This window comes from Agrobacterium sp. rho-13.3, assembly GCF_033957765.2.
Taxonomy (GTDB): Bacteria; Pseudomonadota; Alphaproteobacteria; order Rhizobiales; family Rhizobiaceae; genus Agrobacterium.
In genome coordinates this window covers 47,879-64,208 of record NZ_CP192775.1, presented here as the reverse complement: position 1 = coordinate 64,208, position 16,330 = coordinate 47,879, and the positions used below count along the sequence as shown (strand labels likewise).

Below are 16,330 nucleotides of genomic sequence, written 5' to 3'. Positions count from 1 at the left end.
AATGAGCCTTGGACCCGAATGGCAATTTGCCGAGCGCCCGGCAATCGAATATCTGCAAGCCATGGGTTATGGCTTTGTGACGCCTTCCGAACATGCTTCATTGCGCGACGGCGAGAACCACGTTCTGTTTCGCCCGCATTTGACCGAAGCCCTGATGCGCATCAACGGCATTGACCGCGCCTCTGCCGAGGCCGCCTTTGGCGAATTGGTGGGTTTGAGCAATAACGAAGCTTGGCTCAAGGTGCTGCGTGGCGATTTCGCCCGCAAGGTGACCGGGCAGGAGACGCGCCAGACGCTGCGGGTGATCGATTTTCTCCAACCCGCCAACAATCGTTTTACGGTCACCCACCAGTTGCGGGTAAAGGCCGAGACCACGCGAAAGCCTGACATCGTTCTCTATGTCAACGGCATTCCGCTTGTCGTCATCGAGGCGAAAAGCCCGTTGAATGTGAGGGACAAGACCGGCGAGGCCTTTGAGCAGATCAAGCAATATGAGGCCGAAATTCCGCGCCTTTTCTATTCCAATGTCTTCAACATCGTCACCGACGGTGCGCTGGTGCTTTATGGCGCAACCGGCTCCGGCTCCAAATATTACGCAGAATGGCGTGACCCGTGGCCGAAGGTTGAAGCCGATTTTGCAGACAGTCTCGTCAAGGGGCTCTGGTGCCTTCTGGAGCCAGGCCGCCTGCTGGATCTCATCGCGCATTACGTGGTGTTTGAAAAGACGGAGAGCGGCACGATCAAGAAAATCTGCCGCTATCAGCAGTTCCGCGCCGTTAACCGCATCGTGGATCGGGTGATTGAGGGCAAGCATCGTCAGGGACTGATCTGGCACACGCAGGGTAGCGGCAAATCCCTGACCATGGTTTTTGCCGCCCTGAAGCTGAAAACGCATCGGACGATACAGTCGCCCGCGCTGACCAACCCCAACATTCTGGTGCTGACCGACCGCGTGGACCTGCATGCCCAGATCAGTGGCACCTTCGTTGCCTGCGGCTTGCCCAACCCGACGCCGATCCGCAGCGTCAAGGATCTGCACGCCTTGATCCGCAGCGGCACGGATGGGCACACGGTGCTTTCCACCATCTTCAAGTTTCAAGGCTCCGACCAGCCGGTTGCCAATTCACAAAACTGGATCGTGATGGTGGACGAGGCCCACCGCACCCAGGAAAAAGATCTCGGCGCTTATCTGCGTGCCACACTGCCGGACGCGCGCTTCTTCGGCTTCACCGGCACGCCGGTGAAGAAAGACGACAAGAACACCTACGAGAATTTCGGCGTGGTGGGCGAGGGCTATCTCGACAAATACGGCATTGACGACGCCGTGGCCGATGGCGCGACCGTGCCGATCTACTATACCGGCCGCAAGACGGACTGGCATATCGACGAAGCCCGGATGGACATCATGTTCGACACATGGTTTGCCGAGCTGGACGACGACAAGTTGAACGACATCAAGAAGCGCGGCGTGCAGATGGAGGATCTTGTCAAGCATCCCCGCCGCATCGCGCTTATCGCCTATGACATCTGGACCCATTTCAAGGCCTATGCCCAGCCAGATGGCTTCAAGGCGCAGATCGTCGCTATCGACCGCGAGGCGGTCATTCTCTACAAGCAGGCGCTGACGTCGGTGATTGCTGAGGATTTGGCGGCGCAGGGCATGACGTCTGAAGAGGCGCTTCGCCAGGCCGACGCCATGTCTGCCTGCGTCTATTCCGTCAACCAGACGGACGGCCACGTGAGCGAGGGCGCCCACAAACAGGCGATCCGCACCGCATTGAAGGCGAATTATCTGGATGCCGAGGCCGAAAAGCTGGCAAAGAAGGCTTTTGGCCGCAAGGGCGAAGATCCGCAATTCCTCATCGTCTGCGACAAGCTTCTGACCGGCTTCGACTGCCCGATTGAAAGCGTCATGTATCTGGACAAGCCGTTGAAGGAGCACGGCTTGTTGCAGGCCATTGCCCGCACCAACCGCGTTTCCGATGCGAAAAAGCGCAACGGGCTGATTGTGGATTACATCGGCGTCTCCGGCCATCTGGAAGAGGCGCTTTCCTCCTACCGTGCCGATGATGTGAAAAACGCCATGCGCAATCTGGACGATCTGCGCAGCCAGCTGCGCGCAGCCCACTCTGCCGTGGCCGCGCTGATGAAGCCGTTAAAGCGCAACGCGCGCGACAAGGATGCCCTCAAGGCGGAATTTGATGCTTTCGTAAAGCTACTGGGCACGGAGGACATCTGGTTCGACTTCAAGGCCAAGGCGCGCAGTTTCATTGCCCTTTATGAGACGCTGAGCCCGGACCCGAGCGTTCTGGAGTTTACTGCTGATCTGAAATGGGTGGCCAGCTTCCTGCTGTATGGAACGCAGCACTTCGAAAAGCGGCAGGCATTCGACCAGATGAATTACAGCGAGAAGATCCGCGAGATGCTGGAGACGCATCTGGAGGCGACGGGTCTGAGCGTCACGGTGAAGTTACGCCACATTACCGACCCGGAATTCTGGGAGGATTTCGACCCCGCCGACAAGAGCGAAGACGACCTGATGACGGCGGCGATCCGCAAGACGACGGAGCTGCGTAAGACAGTGACCGAACGGATCGATGATAGCCCGCATCAATATGGCAAGTTCTCAGACCGCCTGCGCCAGCTGCTGGAAAAGCTGGAAAGCGCGCAGGCTTCCTGGGCCGAGAAGCTGAAAGCCGCCGAAGAGCTGGCGAAAGACATCACAGCCGAAGATGCCGCACATGTGGATGCCGGGCTCTCGCCGGGTGCCTATGGCATTCTCCAAATGCTGAACGGTTTCATTTCCGGCCCGGAGGGCGAGGATCTGGCTGTCCGGCTTGAAGCTCTCTACACTGACCCTGTTACTGCGCCCGCTGAATGGTGGGAAAAGGACAGTTTGCGCAAGAGCCTGCGCCAGCAGGTGCGATCCATGGTGCATTTTGCAGGGCTGACGCAGCTGAAGGAGATACCGGAAGAGGTCGAGGCCTACGCGCTCAAGCATTACGCGAGGCAGTGATATGACCGTCTTTCGCATCGGCAACCGAGAGATTGAATACACGCTTCGGCGATCGGCCAAGGCGAAGAAGGCCAGCCTCAGCGTGACGCCGCAATCTTTCGAGCTGCTGGTGCCTGACGGTGCCAGTGATGAGGAGATAGGTGCCGTGCTGGACCGTCGGCGCGGCTGGATCATCCAGACGGTGCAGCACATGGAAGAGCGTGCCAAAGCCCAGACGCGCGTCTATCAATTCGTGACCGGCGCAAAGATCCCTTATCGGGGTCGGATGGCGCGGCTGACCATCGAGCCCTTCGACGGAACACTGGTGGAGGTTGGGTTCCGCAATGGTTTTCGGATCCTTAGACCTCGGGATCTGCCGCCCGACTCGTGCGATGTCATTATCGAAAGCGCGATAAGGCTCTGGCTGAAGCGCCGCGTGCGCGATGACGCCCTTGAATTTGCTCGTAGGCACAGCGCGCGTCATGCAATGAAGCCGCGTGGCGTCCAGATCAAAGACCAGAAGCACATGTGGGGCAGTTGCGGTCAGGACCGCCAGATCAACCTCAACTGGCATCTCATATTCGCGCCGAAGCCGGTGCTGGAATATGCCGTGGTCCACGAGATGTGCCACCTCAAGCACCGCAACCACGAACCGGAATTCTGGGACCTAGTTGCTCGTCTTCTGCCCGATTGGGAAACTCGCAAGGCGTGGCTGGATAAGAACGAGCATATGCTGGGGTGGGAGAAGGTGGAGCCTGTGAGATGATCAGACTGTTTGGTCTTCTCCAGTGTATTTAAGGGGTATCTTGCATGATCGATCTCACCGAGGCAGCGCTTCTCGGCATCGATGTTGGCTTCTCGAAATCCAGGCCGACCACTGGCATCGCCTGGAGCAAGAATGGCGAGTTTGGAGCAGCCAGGACGCACGCGGATTGGGAACGTCGTAGCCAGCACATTCCAGCGTCTACGAAGTTTTCTGTGATAGCCATCGACGGGCCGCTTGTTCCCATCGGATCCGATGACAGCTTGGACCGTTTGTGCGAACGCCTGTTCATTCGCGGCGCATTTCAGACGCGATGCAAGCCGGGCCTGAGCAATCATGGTTACGGCAAGGATCTGCGTCGAGCTGCGGCGGAAACTGCAAATCAGGTGCTTCACCTGGCAGAGCATAACACAGGCGTAGCGAGAGCGATCCGTCAGGACACCTTCATCATCGAAGCATTTCCCAATGCTTTTTTGGGGGTTCTGCTGCCAGAGGCACGGTTTGCATTACCGAAGGCAGGTAAACGCAAGAAATTTGATTGGCTGTATGATCATGCCATCGATAGCGGCGTTCTTTCAGTCCTGTTTCAAAAGATTGGCTGGCATAATCCTCAGCTGTCGACCGAAGTTCTTGGCGAGCGCGACCACGAAAAGCGGGCTGCATGGATCTGCCTGCTCACTGCGGCCTGTGCTGCGAGCGGCGAAGCCGAGGTCGTTGGCGACGAAATAGGTGGCTGGTTTTGGTTGCCACCCTTAGATCAATGGGCAGGATGGGCGCGTGAAGCCCTTGAGAAGAACAGGTTGGCTCTGGCGTAGCGCTATTTGACTCAGGGGAGCGTGCTGACTGGCTTGGTGCAGATGCACGTCGCTTTGTCGCTCTGGATATGCTCAGCGCGCCGCTGAGTCGCTCTGGCGTTTTCCCGAGGTTGCGATTACCAGTTGCTGCGATTAGCTCCGGACCTTATTCAACATGCCGAAAAAACAGAAACGCGATAAAGCCTACTACGAAGAGCGTTTGATCCGAGATCATCCGGGAATCTACGCTGATTTGGTGGATGGAATATACCGGACGGTCACAGAAGCCGCATTAGCAGCGGGACTGAAAACGCCAAGGACTCGTCTGCATGAACTCCAGAATGCATGGTTGAAAGCCAGTGCGAACGAGCGAAACGAATTTGAACAGTGGGTTGCGTCGCAAGCCGGTTCAGTAGGTGCAGCTCTTGTTCCGTGGCAGTAAATCGACGGCTTCAGCCGTGGGCAAAGCTGCGTATCACCACGATCATCGCAAAACGAAATTTGAAGATGGGTGATGTGATGGCTGAGATGGGTTTAAAGCGGCTGACCGCTTCTCTAGGAAGTGCTTTGAGAAGCAATCACCGATTACAGCCAAACGTGTTAGCACAGATTGAAATCTGGCTGGATAAGAACAAACATGTTTGATTATTAGTAGATCGATCTACGGTCACATCAATGATCCCGCACTGTTTCGGACAGATGCTGAAGAGCCATTTCTGCACTTTTGCCTGACATGATTTTGTATAGGTCCAACAGTGTTTCTGAACACTCTGAGTAACCCGGTCTCGGCGCTTCACGCTCGAAGGCGCGCTCAATCTCTCGGTCAGCAGCAACCAGATCAATGTTGGGGACGCGACCCAGGATGTTGAGAAGGCGAGCCTTATAGGCAAGGTGCTCACCGGCTGGTTTCCCGCACTCTACCGTCCCACGCTTTAAGACAACGTATGGGACCATTGCATTCGCGTAAGCCGTGTCCAGTGGACCGGCGTTTACTGGCGCGCCGCTCATCATGAGACTAGCGATCACTGCAGGTCGCAAAAGTCTATTGGCGTTTTTGATGTGGTGAAAATGGATCCAAAGCCGCATAGAGCCTCCGGTGAATTCGTAGTGATGAACCGCACAAAAGGGAAGGGTTCCGTCATAACGAACCGACGATGTGGCGAGCGAAGTTAAAGTGTTGAAATCCTTCGGAACCGCTTATTCGGTCAACAGAAAAGCCACGCTGCACAAAAAGGTTCCTTTATTTCAAGGGTTTGGCGCGTAAGATGCACGGGTTAATTGCACCAGTTTAGTCAGGCGACAGATCAAATGATCACTTTCGGATATGCCCGTGTCAGCACCGTAGAGCAAAGTCTTGACCTGCAAATGTCGGCGCTGAGTGCGGCGGGATGCACCGATGTCCTTACCGATGAAGGATATTCCGGCGCTGATTTCACGAGACCGGGTCTGACACGCCTGCTTCGAAAGCTCCGTCGCGGAGATACCATCGTCGTCTGGCGCCTCGACCGTCTGGGGCGCTCGCTTTTCGAACTATTGAAACTCATCCGCAATCTCAATGAACGTGGTGTCGAGTTCCGGTCGTTGAGCGAGAGCTTGGACACCAGCACACCCGGAGGTCGTCTTCTCCTGCATGTTCTTGCGAGCATGGCGGAATTTGAGAGATCGCTCATCAGCGAAAGAACCAAGGCCGGAATGGCTGCCGCTCGGTCACGCGGTAGCCAGATTGGTCGCCGTCCTGCAATGACCGGTGCTCAGCGCCAGGATGCACGACAGGCTCTTGCCAGCGGCTCCGCTTCTGTCGAAGCCATCGCTAAAAAGCACGGTATCCATCCCCGCACATTGCTTCGAACGCTCAAAGTCGACGCTCAGTGTCTGGACGGCTCTCTTTGACTCAGAGATGGCCGCTGGCTGGCTTGGTCGCTCCGGATGAGAATGTATCTTGCCGAATAAACGCTCGCAGGGGAGTCTGTATAAGAAGCGAGCAAAGTATTGAAAAAATCGGTCCTGATTTCCGGATGCGGTTTGGTTTCGCTTCGCTAGAATTTTGTTTTTCCGTCCCGGAATGTGTTTTCAGTTTTTGGAATGTCACGCTGCCAGTTTTCTTACTTATTATCTTAAAAAGAATAATAATAATATTTGGCAGCGTGACAGCTCTGTTTTCTTACAAACATTCCCGGTTCGGGAAAATCTGTTCCGGAGTGTGAGGGGCCGTAGATAAACCGAGCTTATCTTTTGTATTTTGTTTTTTGGCTCTGCACCGCTGTTGCCGCTCCCGATCGATGCGTCGTTTGTAATCCCCAGCGGGATCAGCCACTCCGGCTTGTGCAGAAGCTTTTTCCAGAATCAGCTCGCCCAACATTTTGCATCCTTGCATCAGAGCTGGCTCGGGAAATCTGCACAGCGGGGATAAGTGGAATTTCTGCCTGACTTCGGCTTAGATGCCGGGAACAGGAGATACCATGACGAGACGACCGCGCCGGAACCACAGCCCGGCTTTCAAGGCGAAGGTGGCACTTGCCGCCATCCGAGGTGAGCAGACGCTGGTGGAATTATCCCAGCAGTTCGACGTGCATGCCAACCAGATCAAGCAGTGGAAGGACCAACTCCTTGAAGGGGCGACAGGCGTTTTCGGCGACGAAGGGAAGACGGAACCGGCAGGCCCGACCGTTGACGTCAAAACGCTGCACGCCAAGATCGGCGAACTGACGCTGGAAAATGATTTTTTGTCCGGTGCGCTCGGCAAGGCGGGATTGCTGGGCGGAAAGAAATGATCGACCGCGAGCACAAGCTATCCGTCGTGCGCCAGGCGAAGCTTCTCGGCTTCAGCCGTGGCACAGTCTACTATCTGCCTCGTCCAGTGCCTGACGGTGATCTTGCCCTGATGCGCCGGATTGACGAGTTGCATCTCGACTACCCCTTTGCCGGAAGTCGGATGTTGCAAGGGCTCTTGAGAGGAGAAGGGCTGGAAGCTGGGCGGCTGCATGTCGCCACGCTGATGAAGAAGATGGGCATCGAGGCCATATACCGTCGCCCGAACACATCCAAACCAGCACCCGGTCACAAAATCTATCCCTACCTCCTGCGCAAGCTGGCGGTGACCCGTTCCAACCAGGTTTGGGCGATGGACCTGACATATATTCCGATGGCTCGCGGCTTTGTCTATCTCTGCGCCGTCGTGGACTGGTTCAGTCGGCGGGTTCTGTCGTGGCGGCTGTCGATCACGATGGAAGCAGCCTTCTGCATCGAAGCAGTCGAGGAAGCGCTGGCCCGTTATGGCAAACCCGACATATTCAATACTGACCAAGGATCGCAGTTCACCTCGATGGACTTCACGGCAGTGTTGAAGAAAGCCGAAATCGCCATCTCGATGGATGGCAAGGGCGCTTGGCGGGACAATGTCTTCGTGGAACGCCTTTGGCGTTCGATCAAATACGAGGAGGTCTACCTCCACGCCTACCAAACCGTGTCCGAAGCCCGCGTCGGCATTGGCCGATATCTGACCTTCTACAATAGTCGACGCCCACATTCATCCCTTGACCGGCAGACGCCGGATCAGGCTTACTTCAACGCGCTGGCACCAATGATGGTGGCGGCATAATCGAGGCGGAAATCCACTTAACGAAACGCCCGAAACTGTTCAGACGAACCGAGCCACCTCTCATCTGCGGGCATGAAGCACGCTCGTATGAAGATGGATCGAGTGTGTAGTGCATCCCGAAACATGTTGGCCAGCGGTGCGTTGAAATCGGGTGAACAGGAATAATAGCGTCGACCGGAATATGATTCAGGTCGCTTTCGACAATCTCCATCGCCCGCTTGAATGTTCTTTCAGTGGTTATAGATTTGAACAACTCGGCAGGCACCTGCTGTCTTTCATATGTGAATGTCCGAATTGCACTGTGAAGCGGCATATTCACCTCCTTCACATAGTTCAGAACGAAGCGCCTGAAGTCGTCTTGTGCAGGAATTTCCCGATAGTTTTCGAGAAGGTAGGATGGATGGTCGACGGAAGCGAGAGTGCTGGGCAACTGTTCCTTCCATCGTGCAACTATAAACGCTGTCAGCCATGGAGTGGATTTATCATTACCATGCAACTGGTTCGGACGCGGGAAGCTCTTCCGCTCGTCACTTCGTTTGAGTGCGAAATCGAAAGCCGCCTCAATGTAGACAGGATAAGAGATGCCAAGTTCATCTGCGCGTTGGCGAGCCGCGACCAGTTGGCTTCTTTCGCGGGCATCAACTTTCATAGTGAGAACGTGGACGCCGCTCACTTTTTTAGCGCGCTCGACATCAACCTCCTCCGCAAATTTCCTACGGTAGATGTTCTGATAGGTATTCATGAAAAGCCGGTTGGCTTCCTTTGGTGACATGAACCGGTAGTCAAACCACTTGATGACAGTCAGAGGTCGCTCGGCTTCGAGGACTTCAGTGGGGTGCTCCTGGATAGTTTTGATGAGAGATTCGACTCGGATCTGTTCTGGGGATTTTGATGTTTCAGGCATGGGTCATCCTTTCCGCCAATGATGGCGGCTGTTTAGATTTTGATGTGAGGATGAGCGGCCGGCTGCTCTGAAAACCCATATAGCGAAATCGTCGGCGGTAATTGAAAAAAGTTACAGGTGGTCAGCGAAAACTTTTCCTCGCGCCAGCGATCATGAAAAAACCGTTCCTGTGCAAAGCCCAATAGTTTTGACCAGTAAAAGCATCACAATCGGCTGGAAAACTAAGAAATCCGGATTTCCGCGTCAACTTAGTGGAAAGATAGCGCTAACGATCATCTTATTTTGCATAAGAAGAACGACAGTTATTGTCGCCACCATTGGTGCCAGCCCGTGACGGTTCTCCCCTTGCAGAAGGCCGCTAAGTTGTCAGAACGTAAACTTCAGCCACATAAAAGGAGAGGTGGCTTGAGAATAAAAACCTTGGTGGCAACCCAAGGCATCCCCTTCACGCGAGACGACGTTCTCTAGGACTTCGCTTGCTGTCCGGGTGACATGCGCCCGGACATACAATGCAACATTAAACAGTAGATCGATCTATCCTAGGCGGGCGACCAGATCATCAGCAGCAAGATGTGTGTAGCGTTTCAACATTCGCAGCTCTTTGTGACCGGAGACGGCGCTGACCTCAATCACGTTCAGACCACGCTCGAATAGGCGACTGACGCCCTCGTGGCGCAAATCGTGAAATCTCAGGCTGGAGATGCCAACCCGAGCCAACAGACGATACCACACTTGCTCCAGGGAACCGGCTTTCATCGGAAAGACGATAGCTTGATCTACGTCTGCGAGTGACCTCCAGTCCATCAGGGCATCGAAGGCACGCTGGGACAGCGGCACCTCGCGGCTGGTTCCGTTCTTAGTCATCGCCAGACTGATCACCCTGCGATTGTGCGAGACATCCGCCCATTGAAGGCCGAGAAGCTCTCCACGACGCATCCCTGTCTCGATCGCTAGGATTAGCAGCGTCCGGAAGTAGGGAATCTTTCCACCAGCACAGCCATCGAGAAGACGCTGCTCCTCGTCGCCGATCAATCGGCGGCTGCGCTCGTTGCGTATGACCGGACGACGCACCAGTTTAACAACGTTCTTTGACAGAGGCAGACCCCAATCACGGATAGCGACTTCAAGGACGTGGCTGAGGATCGCAAGCTCTCTGACGGTAGTAGATGGAGCTACGGATTGCAGGCGTTCATCTCTGAATGACGCAATGTCCTGCTGGCTCAGACCGATCATTGTCCGGTAAGAAAGATCGTGCCGGCGCAAAACGTCGATGCGTTGGATTTCCTGGACGGACCCACGCTTCAAAGGAGAGACTTCCCGCTGATATCGTTCAAGAAGCTGTCCAAGCGTTGTGCTCTCGAGAATTTTCGTGTCGGGGGCTGCACCGAACCTATCAACCTGTGCTTCGAGATCGCGCGCCCATTTCTCCGCTTCGATCTTCGTGTCGAATGATTTGCAACGGGGCTTCATGCCACGACGACGAACCTGTGCTTGCCAGCGTCCTCTAAGTTTTCTGATAGTCGCCATGTGATCTCCAAGCAATGTTGAAAATCATGCGTAGGATGCCGCATTAGGGGTGCCAAGAATTATCCCGGTAAAGACGAAGGCAGGACAGTCCTCTTCGAAATTTCGGCAACGCGTCCCCGGAATGTTTGGTCGAGCCGGATCATCGAATCGACCATATAATCGACCATTGCCGGCCACTGTTCACGATCGAAGATATTGCCAGCTCGTTCTGATTTAATTCGGCAAGCCCGTCGACCTTCGAGACGCTCCCAGACCAATTCTTCGCCGAATTCAGTTTGTATTGCTGCGGCATCAGACAAGAGCGCGTCGAAGATGCGCTCATTTTGTCCTTCAGCACCTGCATCGATATAGACCTCTACCCTGGCAGCCGTGCTGGTCACTACAAACGTAAAGCTCACCCCTCGGCTCCCCGCACTGGTCCCAATGTAGTTCGTGGTCCTCGGGGACAAGTTTCGAAATAGTGGACTCCTCTGGTTCATCGCAGGCAGCAGCAGCGTCCAGAACTCTAGCCGCAGAGCGTGTCGCGTCTTTTCAGCCTCCACGCGTTTGACTTCTGTTTGCGCTTTCGCAGTCAAGCCGATCATAAAATCTTCGGCATCCTTAGTCGGGATGATTTGGTCGACAGTTAGAAAGAGGTCATCACCCTGCGAGAACGGCGAGACCTTGAAGCACTGGATGCGCAGATTGAAGCTTGATAGCCAGAGAACCGTCGAGGTGACCTCTTTGCGGAAGTTTGCCGCAATTAAGATTATGCGTTGCGTCACCCCTTTGTTCAGCGTGACGTCCTGATATTCATCTTCGTCCAGAAAATTGCAGAGCTTTTCTTCGGCATTGGCGCCAGGGAAATGTCGGTCCAGGTAGGACTGGAAGATATCGCGAATATCGTTGGAGGTCAGCCGGGAGCAATAAGAGGCGTATTTTAGGGCCTGCCATGTGACATCACGGCCTGTGTCGTCGAGCTTGTTCTCGATAACAACTAGTGAGCCCTGCTTGTCGATGGCGAGAAGGTCCAGGCGCTCTTGAGTGTCTGAGAAACCAGCAAACTCTTTTTGGACGATGAGCAGATCCTCGCCCAAGGCGTCCGGCTGATTTGCGATCCACTCCTGGAGATGAGCACGCTCTTTGAAACCAAGTTCCGTGAAAGACCGGGGCGAAAGACGCTCTATCCGGTTCTCTTGCTTTTTCAATTTTAAACACCGATAGCTCCAGTTCGCGGAGAGGAGTTGCCTCCTGGGACGATAAATTGGATACGGGCAGGTATATTCACCCGGTCAATCTCAGAAAGCAACCGACGCTAGCCAGTGTCCTCTGAGCTTCCAGATCGTTGCTACCGTGATCTCCAATCGACATGGAACATCACGCATAGGATGCCCTTGAAGGGGCGCCAAGGATTTCCCTTAGACTTACATCAACAGATCAAGATGCCTTCTCGACGTTCATAGCATGGATGTAGCAAGAGCTTAACCCCGCCGGGTTCCCAGAACTATTCGGTTCATACTATCAATTAGCGCAAGCATAGCATCGTCACATGTCTCCGCTTGAATATCATTGTAGCGATCGCGGTCTACTACAACCGGCCCGGATAATACTGTCCATGTCGCAGATGGTGCATCTTCGATCATAGCTATTAATCGTTCCGCGAACGGACGAACGCGCGGCGCGAATCGTTCAAGAATGCCGTATTCTTGGCTAGCCAACAACATCACTTGACTGAGGCGATCAGCTGGCCCCAAGAAAGGAGACTGCGCAAAGGAATCGATAACAATCATAGCGCTCGCTTGGAGCAAGCTGGCTTGGTCGTCTTCACGAGCAAGGCCCGGAATGAGGTCTACATCCTTAACGTAGCGCGATAAAACATTGATCAGTGTTTTGTATTCTCCCTCGAATACGAATGGGGTCAGGCAATCGCCTTCATTTTGCCACACACGCACTTGTGCTTCATCAATATGGCCTTCCCACGGATGCACCGATCCACGCTCTGAAATATCTCTGATGAAGTCGTCCCATTTAGAACCCTTTATACTAACGCGATCAAGCGCGTGTGCTCCAAGGTAACCATCATACCTAGATGGCAAGAAGATACTTACTTCGGTTTCTCCACCGACGTAATGATCCCACGAGCAAATCCAAAATACTCTTGAGGCAGTTCCCTGAACGGGCTCACCGACGTGGCCGAGGGCGGCACCGTTTATATCTTCTAACGTGAGTTTAACCTCTTCTAGAAGACGTATAGTTGATAGCGCACTGACAATGTAGGAAGGATCGTGTTTGATATTATTATATTCTTTCCGGAGATTATGGAGAGCATCAACGCGGAGCGCATCTATCCCACTAGACCTCAGCTCTTCTATAAAGTTATAAAAATTATCATTAGATGATTTAAGAGGAAATGCGTAACGCTTGAGGAAAACCTCGATGTTTCTCGCGCAATCGACAACAGCATCCGCGAAGCACTTAATTAGATAATCTTCATTAATATAATCTCTCAAACGTTTTACGGATTTCTCTGTCTCATTAACAATACTATTCCCATATGTATTCATTATCGTGTTTCCACCACATTTTGCCTAAGGCGGGGGATATACGAAAAGTATCAACAACTGGTAATTGGATAGCGAGGCAGCGGTGGCCTTTGCTGCGCCGAGAGTGTGGCGCTAGCCGATTCTGCATCTGTTTCTATGTTCCGGAAAAATCTACAGATTGCAAAAAAAGCGTTGGTAACCCAAGGTTCAATATGGCGGAGAGGGTGGGATTTGAACCCACGATACCCTTGCAGGTATGCCGCATTTCGAGTGCGGTGCATTCGACCACTCTGCCACCTCTCCGCGGGCACGAAGTTTTGAGGTTCGTGCGGGCGTTCTCATAACCAGCAATACTGGCGCATGCAAGGGCAAAATGTTTGTTCTGTGTGTCGAGGTGCAAGTTTTTGATGTTTTTATGAAAACGGTGAGTTCCGCTGCTGTCGAGTTGTAGACCGTGGTGTCGACTATTCGGAATTCATTCGGAACAAACTTCTCCCCAAGGGTGTTTCCCTGCCGACAAATGCGAGGGCAGCATGCAGGAGACGACATCGCTAAATCGAGACAATCACAGGCGTTTTTGGTCCCTTGAGTGTGGCGACTCTCCCGTCATCGGGACGGCCATTCACGATGGTCATGGTGCTAGACAAGATGTGCTGCCGCTCATGGCGCTGTCAGGTGATGATCGGCTTCGCGAGGAGGATCCGTTTACGGCGGAGATGATTTCCGGCCTTGCGAATCGCATCGTTGTTCACCGCTCTCGGTTTGAGGTTGATCTGAACCGGGCCAGAGCGCAGGCGATTTATCTGAAACCCGAACAGTCATGGGGGCTGAATGTCTGGTCACACCAGCCGAGCGAAAGCGTGACTGGCCAATCGCTTGATTTCCATGCTGATTATTATGCGATGCTGGAGCACACGCTGACGCAGATGGAAAAGCGGTACGGCAAATTTGTCGTGCTGGATGTGCACAGCTACAACCATCGCAGAAATGGCGCGAATGCTGCCTCCACGCCGCAGCAAGATGCGCCTGATATCAATATCGGCACCGCCTCTATGGATCGGGATCGTTGGGCCGATGTGGTGGATGCGACAATCCGGCATTTTGCATCCGTCACCATCGGTGGTCGGAAGCTGGATGTGCGGGAGAATATTGCCTTTCAGGGCAGGGGCGAACAGACGCGGTTCATCCACGAGCGGTTTGCTGAAAACGGCTGTGCCATTGCCATCGAGTTCAAGAAAATCTTTATGGACGAATGGACCGGCCAGCCAGATACCCAGATGATCGCGGATATTCGTGATGCGATGACATCTCTGGAAACGGTCCTTGAAGACCTGCTGAGGACGCGCACATGAGCGTGGCCGATGCAAAGCTGCCGGTTGCGGCCCCTGATGTCCTGGATGAGATTCTGGAAAGTCTCGCAGCGGGAAAAGCGATTCGAAAAGATATCGGCAGCAACGGACGGCTGCATATCGATAGGCCGCTGCCATTCATCTGCCTGCATGTGACGGGCGGCTCGAAAGATTTGGCAGCGCGGGATATTGCTGCCGCCCATGCGTCTTACCTGATTGCCGCCAATATCAGCGAGGCCATGCCATTCCTAAGAGCTGTTGGCGCAGAGATGCAAGAGCGATTCGGCACATTCATCGTGCTGGATATGGGAGAACTGGAACACGATATTCTTTTGGCGGATGATTCGCCCTATCTGCCGCACTATGAGGTCGCGGTTTCTGCCACGTCGGAGCCGGAAACGCAAAATGCCAAACGGGTGTTTATCAAGGCTGTTTGCGATGCGGAAATCCGTTTTCGCACACCGCGCATCACGCGTCCCGACGCGGAGAATGATCCGGTTTTAAAACTGGAAGCAGCGGGCCTCGCTTTTCCCTGCATCAGTGTTCGTTTTGCGCCAATTTATCGCCAGCCGGAATCGGGAGCGGATTATCCGGGCCTGCGGGAAACGATGATCGCCGATCTGTTCGATGCTGGCCTGCGGGCTTTTGCCGCCTTTTCCAGTCACTCGGAAGCGCTGAAGGTCACAACGCATCGCGCACTTGGGCGCAAGGCGTTTGTAGATGCCGTGCGCCGTGCGGATCGCTCCGTCGATGACATTGCCGCCTCGTTCGATTTCCTGCTGTCGGTCACGCCGATCAATGCCCGCAAGGCATTTGTGGATTTCAAAGAAAGCGGCTTTCAATATGCGCCGCATTTTCTTTATCGTCCGCTGGGCGTTGATGTCGAAGAGCAGAAACGGAAACTCTATTCCGTCGCGTTCGATCATTTGGAAGACCCGGTTCTCTACCATCTTTACCGCGAAAAACAGCAGGAGCTGGACCTGCAACTGACGATGCTGGCGCATCTGCATCGCCGTCAGTTTCCAGATTTCAGCCGTGCGCTTTATGGCTCCGTCGAGCCTGCATTGCTTGCCATTGCGCAGGACGTTCTGGCCCGTTGCCCGCGTGCTGACGATGGCGAAGTGGCGATGGTAGACTGTTATGAAGTGGCGAAACAGGCCCGAGACATGGTGGAGGCCTACCGCGCCGAAGAACCGGAATTCAAGGCTCGTGTGGACATTCGTGATGACCTGCCGCCGGGACTGATGGTGACGGGCGAAAAGCTGCTGGTGTCCCGCCATACGGTGATGGAGCGCAGGCGGCTTGAGGCTTTGCTGCACCATGAAATCGGTGTGCATCTTCTGACCTATTTTAACGGCTCAGCACAGGGACTTCGGCTGTTTCGTACCGGTCTTTCCGGTTATGAGGGTGTGCAGGAAGGGCTTGCCGTGCTTGCCGAATATCTGGCCGGAGGCATGACGCGCGAGCGGTTGCGGCTCATCGCGGGGCGTGTCGTTGGCTGTTCGGCGATGCTGGATGGCGCGAGTTTTGTGGAAACCTTTCGGCTCGTGACACAAGACCACGGCTTTGATGAGGTCGGTGCTTTCAACATGGTGTTAAGGATCTATCGCGGCGGCGGCCTGTCGAAGGACGCCATCTACCTGCGCGGTCTGTGTGAAATTCTGGAGCATTTGCGCAAGGGCGGCGCGCTTGATCCGTTCTGGATGGGCAAGATATCCGCTGCCCATTTCCCCATCATGCAGGAACTTGCGCTGCGCGGTCTTCTTCGTCCGCCCGGCATACGTCCAGCGTTTCTAGCGCCTGCAAAGGCAAATGAACGTCTGGAGAAAATACGATCAGGATTATCGATCGCTGAAATGGCAACTTTATAGGGAGGCA

Annotated in this window: 14 protein-coding genes and 1 tRNA gene; 9 read left to right on the top strand and 6 right to left on the bottom strand. The window is 54.4% G+C overall.

Going from position 1 to position 16,330, the window contains the following annotated elements:
* Position 1: 1 nt before the first annotated feature.
* From RMR16_RS15200 to RMR16_RS15175, 6 genes are all read left to right on the top strand, one after another.
* A complete protein-coding gene (locus tag RMR16_RS15200) occupies positions 2–3,016 on the top strand; it encodes a type I restriction endonuclease subunit R (protein WP_320199518.1) in 3,015 nt (1,004 codons plus the stop codon).
* Position 3,017: 1 nt separating this feature from the next.
* Positions 3,018–3,761: a M48 family metallopeptidase gene (locus RMR16_RS15195; RefSeq protein WP_320199517.1), complete on the top strand. Its 744-nt coding sequence runs from the start codon at positions 3,018–3,020 to the stop codon at positions 3,759–3,761.
* 44 nt (positions 3,762–3,805) lie between these two features.
* Complete coding sequence (locus tag RMR16_RS15190) at positions 3,806–4,573, top strand: DUF429 domain-containing protein (protein WP_320199516.1); 768 nt, start codon at positions 3,806–3,808, stop codon at positions 4,571–4,573.
* A 154-nt stretch (positions 4,574–4,727) separates the two neighbouring features.
* Positions 4,728–4,994 (top strand): hypothetical protein, encoded by a 267-nt coding sequence (locus RMR16_RS15185; RefSeq protein WP_320199515.1) that lies wholly within the window; start codon positions 4,728–4,730, stop codon positions 4,992–4,994.
* Entirely contained in the window at positions 4,985–5,197 is a 213-nt protein-coding gene (locus tag RMR16_RS15180) for a hypothetical protein (protein ID WP_432354756.1), read from the top strand. The genes RMR16_RS15185 and RMR16_RS15180 overlap by 10 nt, the downstream gene beginning before the upstream one ends.
* A 663-nt stretch (positions 5,198–5,860) precedes the next feature.
* Positions 5,861–6,442 carry a recombinase family protein gene (locus RMR16_RS15175; RefSeq protein ID WP_320199514.1) on the top strand — a complete coding sequence of 194 codons (582 nt, stop codon included), beginning with the start codon at positions 5,861–5,863 and terminating at the stop codon, positions 6,440–6,442.
* 271 nt (positions 6,443–6,713) lie between these two features.
* On the opposite strand, the gene RMR16_RS15170 is transcribed toward RMR16_RS15175, so the two are convergent.
* Positions 6,714–6,911 (bottom strand): hypothetical protein, encoded by a 198-nt coding sequence (locus RMR16_RS15170; protein ID WP_320199513.1) that lies wholly within the window; start codon positions 6,909–6,911, stop codon positions 6,714–6,716.
* 100 nt (positions 6,912–7,011) lie between these two features.
* On the opposite strand from RMR16_RS15170, the gene RMR16_RS15165 reads away from it, so the two are divergent.
* Positions 7,012–8,150, top strand: a protein-coding gene (locus tag RMR16_RS15165) for an IS3 family transposase (RefSeq protein WP_432354751.1) whose coding sequence is annotated in 2 segments (ribosomal slippage) — positions 7,012–7,270 and positions 7,270–8,150 — 1,140 coding nt in all. Because the reading frame shifts where the segments join, the coding sequence is not laid out codon by codon here.
* Here the strand turns inward: RMR16_RS15165 and RMR16_RS15160 are convergent.
* From RMR16_RS15160 to RMR16_RS15140, 5 genes are all read right to left on the bottom strand, one after another.
* A complete protein-coding gene (locus RMR16_RS15160) occupies positions 8,116–9,054 on the bottom strand; it encodes a hypothetical protein (RefSeq protein WP_432354749.1) in 939 nt (312 codons plus the stop codon). The genes RMR16_RS15165 and RMR16_RS15160 overlap by 35 nt on opposite strands.
* 534 nt (positions 9,055–9,588) lie before the next feature.
* Positions 9,589–10,581, bottom strand: coding sequence for a site-specific integrase (locus RMR16_RS15155; RefSeq protein ID WP_320201868.1), 993 nt, complete (start codon positions 10,579–10,581; stop codon positions 9,589–9,591).
* Positions 10,582–10,640: 59 nt separating this feature from the next.
* A complete protein-coding gene (locus tag RMR16_RS15150; protein WP_320201869.1) occupies positions 10,641–11,768 on the bottom strand; it encodes a DUF4268 domain-containing protein in 1,128 nt (375 codons plus the stop codon).
* Between the two features lie 273 nt (positions 11,769–12,041).
* On the bottom strand, positions 12,042–13,124 hold the full coding sequence (locus RMR16_RS15145) for a hypothetical protein (protein ID WP_320201870.1): 1,083 nt from the start codon (positions 13,122–13,124) through the stop codon (positions 12,042–12,044).
* Between the two features lie 192 nt (positions 13,125–13,316).
* Positions 13,317–13,406 (bottom strand) — tRNA-Ser (locus tag RMR16_RS15140).
* A 230-nt stretch (positions 13,407–13,636) separates the two neighbouring features.
* Between RMR16_RS15140 and RMR16_RS15135 the strand changes: the two genes are divergently transcribed.
* Together RMR16_RS15135 and RMR16_RS15130 are read left to right on the top strand one after the other, a co-directional pair.
* A complete protein-coding gene (locus tag RMR16_RS15135; protein WP_320201871.1) occupies positions 13,637–14,455 on the top strand; it encodes an N-formylglutamate amidohydrolase in 819 nt (272 codons plus the stop codon).
* Positions 14,452–16,323, top strand: a complete 1,872-nt coding sequence (locus RMR16_RS15130; RefSeq protein ID WP_320201872.1) for a flavohemoglobin expression-modulating QEGLA motif protein — start codon at positions 14,452–14,454, stop codon at positions 16,321–16,323. The genes RMR16_RS15135 and RMR16_RS15130 overlap by 4 nt, the downstream gene beginning before the upstream one ends.
* Positions 16,324–16,330: the final 7 nt, after the last annotated feature.